The sequence below is a fragment of the Rhodococcus marinonascens NBRC 14363 genome, from assembly GCF_001894885.1.
GTDB classification, from domain to species: Bacteria; Actinomycetota; Actinomycetes; order Mycobacteriales; family Mycobacteriaceae; genus Rhodococcus_F; species Rhodococcus_F marinonascens.
Window position 1 is genome coordinate 26,811 of the sequence record NZ_BCXB01000041.1, and the last position, 6,444, is coordinate 33,254.

Consider the following 6,444-nt stretch of genomic DNA (forward strand, 5'->3'; position numbering starts at 1 on the left):
AATCTTGACAATGCGACTTCGCGCACCGGATGACGAGGACATCGCCGTGGTCGGTATCGCCGCGCGTTACCCCGAGGCTGCAAACCTGGCGGAGTTCCGCACCAACCTTGCCGCGGGCCGGGATTCGGTGCGTCCACTGTCGCGAACACGGGCGAAGGCGACTGGGCTGGGCCAGCCGCCGGATTACCAGCCGATGGGGTTCGTCGAGGATATCGCCACATTCGACTACTCCTTCTTCACCCTGTCGAAACGGGAAGCAACGCTGATCGACCCGCAGCAGCGACTGGCGTTGGTCCTCGCGTACCAGGCCGTCGAGGACGCCGGATATTCGACCGCGGACTTCCGCGACAGTTCGACGGCGGTGGTGTTCAGCGCAGCGGCTTCGACCTATCCGGCGATGTGGGCGGAACCGGGTGTGCTGAGCACGCTGGGCAACGTCCCGTTCGCCGTGCCCGCACGAATCGCGTATCACCTCGGGCTCACCGGGCCCTGCTACGCCGTCGACTCGGGCTGCAATGGGTCGCTGATCGCGGTACATCACGCCTGCCGGGAGTTGCGGTCCGGCGATGCCGACTTCGTCCTCGCGGGCGGTGTCAGCCTGCGCGTGAACGGAATCCGTGTGGACATGGGCGCCGGCTCCGCCGAACTGATGTCGCCTGGTGGGCGTTGCCGGGCGTTCGACGCGAACGCGGACGGTACGGCGGTGGGCGAAGGTGGAGCCGTGCTTCTCCTCACCACGATGGCCCGCGCCCGCGCCGATCGAGTCCCGGTCCACGCCGTGATTCGCGGCACGGCAACGGTGTCGAGCGGCCACTCGTCGGCCACCATCAGTTCACCGAGTGTGCGGGCTCAGGTGGCGGTCATTTCCAAGGCCTGGCGGATTGCAGGACTTGACCCGGGCGATGCGGGGTACCTCGAAGCTCATGGGTCGGGCACGCCGCTGGGTGACGCCGTCGAACTCGAAGGAATCGCGACCGCGTTCGATGGCAGGCGGGGCGTCCTGCCCATCGGTTCGGTGAAGACTAACATCGGCCATCTGGACCACGCTGCCGGGGTGACCGGCCTGGTCAAGGCGATCGTCGGCGTCGAGCACGGCGAGTTGTACCCCTCGCTGCACTTCGAGCGGCCGACCGGCGGTGTCGATCTCGCCGAGGGTGGGATCGAAGTGGTCACCGAGGCGCGGACCTGGAGCGACGAGAGCGGGCCACGGCGGGCCGGAGTGAGTTCGTTCAGCCTCGGTGGCATCAATGCGCATTGCGTGGTGGAGCAACCGCCCCAGCGCGATCCGGTGCCTAGGTCCCGACTGCCCGACGTGGCCCGACTGGTCGCCGTGTCGGCGAAGAGCGCGGGTGCGCTGGCCGCCCTGTGCGCAGACCTGGCGACCGCCGTGCGCGGCCTGGACCTCGACGATGTCGTCTTGACCCTCAATCGTGGTCGCCCGCACCACGAGCACCGAGTGGCGGTGCAGGCACGCAGTAGCGCCGAGCTTTCGGAGTTGCTCGGCGCGCGTGCCACGGAACTTGCAGCGCGCGAAGACACCTTTGCGACCGGAACCCGGCGTGCCCCGTCGGTAGCGTTGCTGCTGTCGCCGGACCCGATGCCCACGGGACTGCGCGGTCTTACGTTGCCGCCGGAACTCCCGGCCCTCGGGGAGGAGGCGGATCTCCTCGCCGGTCAGATCGCCGTACATCGGGAACTGCGCGCCGCGGGCGTCGGCGTGAGCGCCGTCCTCAGCGGAGGAGTGTCGCGGTACGCGGCCCGGCATCTGCTGGGCACGCTCTCGGAGGTGACCGGTGCCGACATCGCCGCAGCAGCGGAGAACTCCTCGATCGACGCGGACCGGGTCGTCGCCGTCGCGCAGAACATGCTCGCGGACGGACCCGTCGTCTTCGTGGAACCGAATCCACGCGGGCGCATGGGTCGACTGCTCTCCGATGCTCTCGGTGGCCGTTCGGATGCGGAGATCCTATACGCTGCAGACAGTTCCGAGGCAGTGACAAGCATCCTCGCCGGGTTGTACGAGCGAGGGGTCGATCTCGACTGGGCGGCTGTCGACCTCGGCGACGACTCCGCCTTCCGGGTACGGCTGCCCGGTCACCCGATGCGTGGCTCACGGTGCTGGTTCGATCTCCCGGACGCGCCGAATTGGAGTCAGACTCCGGAGGTTCGCTCACCGGAACAAAACCCGGTATCGGTGCCCTCGGAACCCGAGGACAGCCTCGATTGGTTGCAAGTGACTCTGCGCGAGTTGCTGCACAGCGAGAACGACATCGGTGCCGACGACGACTACTTCGATCTCGGTGGAAACTCACTTATCGCCATGCAACTCGTCGACAAGGTGGCGCAGCGGTACGGGGTCCGGCCCAAGCTCATCGAGCTCTACGAGCGACCAAAGGTCGCGGACTTCGCGCAACTCCTCGACGACGGCACCTCGCCGTCCGGCGGACTACCCCCGATCTCACCGCGGAAGCGTTACGTGATGTCCTACGGTCAGATTCGCATGTGGTTCCATCATCAACTTGACGCCGCGACGACGATTTACAACCTGCCGATGGTGAGCGACCTGCACGGGCCGATCGACGCGTCCGCTGTCCGGGGCATGTGGGACGATCTCGCGGCACGGCACCAGGTGCTGCTGTCCAACTACGTGGAGGTCGACGGGGAACCGGAACTCCGGATCAGGGAATCTCTCGGAGACTTCTTCCGGACCGCAGACGTGTCGGGCGAGGTGGATCCGGTTGCCGCGGCGCGCGCCCTCGTGCACGAAGCAGCGGTCGCGCCGTTCGACCTGGCCACTGATCCACTGGTTCGGGCACTGCTGGTGAAGATCGGCCCGGACGAGCACGTTCTTCAGGTCACTTCGCACCACTCCGTCAACGACGGTGGTTCGCCACGAATCTTCGAGAAGGAACTTCCCGTCTTGTACGCGGCGCGCCGGGCAGATCGTCCGTCGGATCTCCCCCCACTGCCCATCCAGTACTGGGACTACGCGCTCTGGCAGCGGGAACTGATCGCGAGTACCGCGCTTGACGAGGAACTCGACTACTGGCGAGGGGTTTTGGACGACATTCCGCTATTGCGGCTGCCCACGGACTTTCCGCGGCCGGAGCGGAAGAACTTCACCGGCGCATTCCACACCTTCACGATATCTGCGGAACTGACAGGGAGTCTGCGGGTCGTGGCGCGGCGCGAGTCGGTGTCGCTGTTCGTGGTGCTGCTCTCCGCGTTCTACCTTCTCATGGCGGGTCGGAGTCGCCAGCGCGATCTCGTCGTCGGGACGCCGACGACCGGCCGAAACCGGCCCGAACTCGCAGGCCTGATCGGATACTTCAACAGCACCGTGGCACTGCGCGCCGACCTGTCCGGCGATCCGAGCGTCACCGAACTGTTCGTCCGAGTACGAGATGTCGTGCTGGGTGCCCTCGAACACCAGGAGATCCCGTTCGACCACGTCGTCACGGCGCTGACCGGCGATCGGGATCTGAGCCGGACACCCTTGTTCGACGTCTGTCATGTCCACCAGGAATTACCCGGGCTGCAGTCGCAACTCGGGCTCACCGAGACGCTTTTCGACCAGGAGGATCCCGCAGCCATCGCATTCGGCGGGGTGCCGTCAGGTACCGCCAAGTTCGATCTCACCCTCATCACCACGGAGCGCGGCGGTGAGAAGGACATGGCCGCCGGGCTCGAGTTCAGCACGGAACTGTTCACCGAGCAGACCGCTGCGGCGCTGTGTGGAGAGTACCTCGGCATCCTCGAAACAGTTGCGAATATGGCACAGACACAGCATATTTCCGTGTTTCTTGCGGGCTCGGCAGAGGAGCCGGAACCGCGTCCGCTGTCGATGCCACCCCCGCTGGTCCAGGCCGACCGGCCCCGGAAAACCTCGAACCACGCGGAACACCCCAGCTATGTGCCGGGATGGGTGAAACAGACCCTGGACGAGGATCCCGGAATGCCGGAGTTGCTCGCTGCCTGGCTCACTCTTCTCGCCTGGTATACCGCGCAGGACGGGGTCGCGGTCGACACCGTTCCAGTCCCGGGTGCCCGACCGCGGCTGGTGAATGCCGACATGTCCGACGAGCCCACCTTCCCGGAGTTGGTGTCGGCCGTGCGTCGGCAGTTGTCTTCGGATGCAGTCGCAACCGAGACGGCACCGAAGCAATTCCCGGTGCGCTGTGACGGAGAGAGTGACGCTGACAAACGGGCGGATGCGTCGCCTGTCGAACTCGGGCTCTCGTGGACCCGGGGGCCCGCACCGGCACTGACTCTCGAACTCGAGTACGCCACCGACCTGTTCGACCGGAGTACGGCGGTCGCGATGCTCGCCGACCTCCGCCGGTTGCTGAGGGAACTGGTGGCACATCCCGACCTACCCGCCCAAGAGGTAGCGATGGAATACGTCGATCGAGACGACAGCGATCACCCCTCGGAGGCGGCGAGATGAATATCGGTGTGGTCGGAGCGGGAACGATGGGCGCGGGGGTGGCCGAATGCCTCGCTCAGTCCGGTCACCAGGTCATCGTCGTCGAACCGGACGCGGATGTCGTCGAACTGGCCCGCTCGCGGACGAGGGACTCGCTGCGCCTGGCGATACTGCTCGGCCGAGGCGGCGGCCCGACACCCGCAGAGGTGGCGGCGCGGGTGCAATGGACGGGGCAGATGTCGGATCTGGCTGAGGCCACCGTAGTCATCGAATGCGTTCCTGAACGAATCGACCTCAAGGCGAGGGTGTTCGCCGAACTGGACCGCGTCTGCCCGCCCGACGCACTTCTCGCCTCCTGCACGTCGGGCATCCCCGTGGACAGGCTGGCGGCGAACACCACCAGACCGGAAAATGTTGTCGGCCTGCACTTCATGAATCCGGCACCGCTCAAGGACATGGTTGAGGTGGTGCGGGGCCCGCGTACGTCGCCGCAGTCGCTCAGCCGTGCGCTGGCCCTCGTCGAATCGCTGAACAAGACCGGCATCGTCGTCGGTGACGGACCCGGCTTTGTGCTGAATCGCGTTCTCATGTTGTGTATCGGTGAGGCGGCAGCCACAGTCGAAGCCGGCCTCGCTGACCCCGAAGCCGTCGATGCCTTGTTCGAGGGTTGTCTCGGCCACCCGATGGGGCCCCTGCGCACCGCCGACCTGATCGGTCTCGACAACGTCCACGACACGATGACTGCGCTTCGCGAGTTGACCGGAGACGACCACTACGACCCACCCGAATCGCTCGTCGCTCTGGTCGAGGCCGGACACTTGGGGCGCAAGACCGGACAGGGATTTCATGACTACGGGTGAGATTTCATGACTACGGGTGAGATGTTGCCACTCACCTACGATCAGCGCGCGGTTCTCCGCATCGGCCAGGGCGATGCCGCCTTCGGACAGTATCTCGAACTTGACGGCCCACTCGACGAAGATGCTTTCTGCAGCGCCCTGCGGCAGGCCCTGACCGAATATGAGGGCCTGCAGGACACTTTCGTTCTTGAAGGTTCCGAGCCGGGCCGGCTCATCGGCACTGGATCCGTGACCGGCCCGGACATCATCGACGTAGCCGAGTCGAGCGATCCCGGTGGACGGTTGGCGACATGGATAGACCATCTGATGAACCGTCCGATGAACGTTGCCGCCGGACCGTTGTATTCGCACGTCCTGTTTCGGCTTCCGGATGCACGATACGGGTGGTTCCAGCGCTACCACCGACTGGTGAACGACGAACAAGGCATGGTGGCGGCGGTTGGGCGCACCGCCGAGATCTACGAGGCCGTACAAGCGAACCGAAACCCCCGCCAGGCGAAACACTGGCCATTCGTCTCCCCCGCAGTCCGGCTCGCAGCCGACGCGCGCTACCGCGAGAGTGACGCGTGGGCGGATGACCGGCACCACTGGGAGCAGTTGCTCACCGGGGTACCTCGAACGATAGCTCCGCCTGGTCCGGCCACCGAGCGGGAAAGCCCCCGGCGAGTGGAGATTCCCGCCCACGGCGCGCTGGCCCGGCTGGCTCGCCGCAGCGGTGGCGGCCCGCCCGCCGTACTGCTCGCGGCACTTGCGGTGTACTGGCACAGTCGCACAGGTATCGATGATGTGGTGCTCGGACACCGGTGGCAGGGCAGCATTGCACCGGTCCGACTCGCCCTCGCGCCGCACCAGACGTTCGACGCGCTGACGCGGCAGGTGGGCCTGCAACTTCGACGATCGCGCCGGCATAGGTTCGTTGCGTCGGTGGATATGCCGGCGTCCGCCCCGATCCCGTGGTCGGTGGTGGGGGGAGTACGGGAACCGCTCGGTATCGAACGGTTCGGCGATTGTGCCGTCACCGTGATGAATCGATGGGAATCGCCCGCCGACGGAGAGTCCTTCGCGGTGGAAGTCCGGGAGGGTTGCTGGGTTGTCGACGTAGACGGTCCCGGTGAATCACAGTGGGTTGTCAGTGTTCTCGACGCTGGGGTCGAGGCG

Annotated in this window: 3 protein-coding genes; all 3 read left to right on the forward strand. The window is 66.0% G+C overall.

Translation table 11 applies throughout. The features are described from left to right. Positions 1-10: 10 nt before the first annotated feature. Positions 11-4,447 carry a condensation domain-containing protein gene (locus RM2_RS20250; RefSeq protein ID WP_245814065.1) on the forward strand — a complete coding sequence of 1,479 codons (4,437 nt, stop codon included), beginning with the start codon at positions 11-13 and terminating at the stop codon, positions 4,445-4,447. Then, complete coding sequence (locus RM2_RS20255) at positions 4,444-5,286, forward strand: 3-hydroxyacyl-CoA dehydrogenase family protein (protein WP_072691316.1); 843 nt, start codon at positions 4,444-4,446, stop codon at positions 5,284-5,286. The genes RM2_RS20250 and RM2_RS20255 overlap by 4 nt, the downstream gene beginning before the upstream one ends. Positions 5,287-5,292: 6 nt before the next feature. Beyond that, the coding region (locus RM2_RS20260) for a condensation domain-containing protein (RefSeq protein WP_245814064.1) at positions 5,293-6,444 on the forward strand (1,152 nt) is incomplete at its 3' end.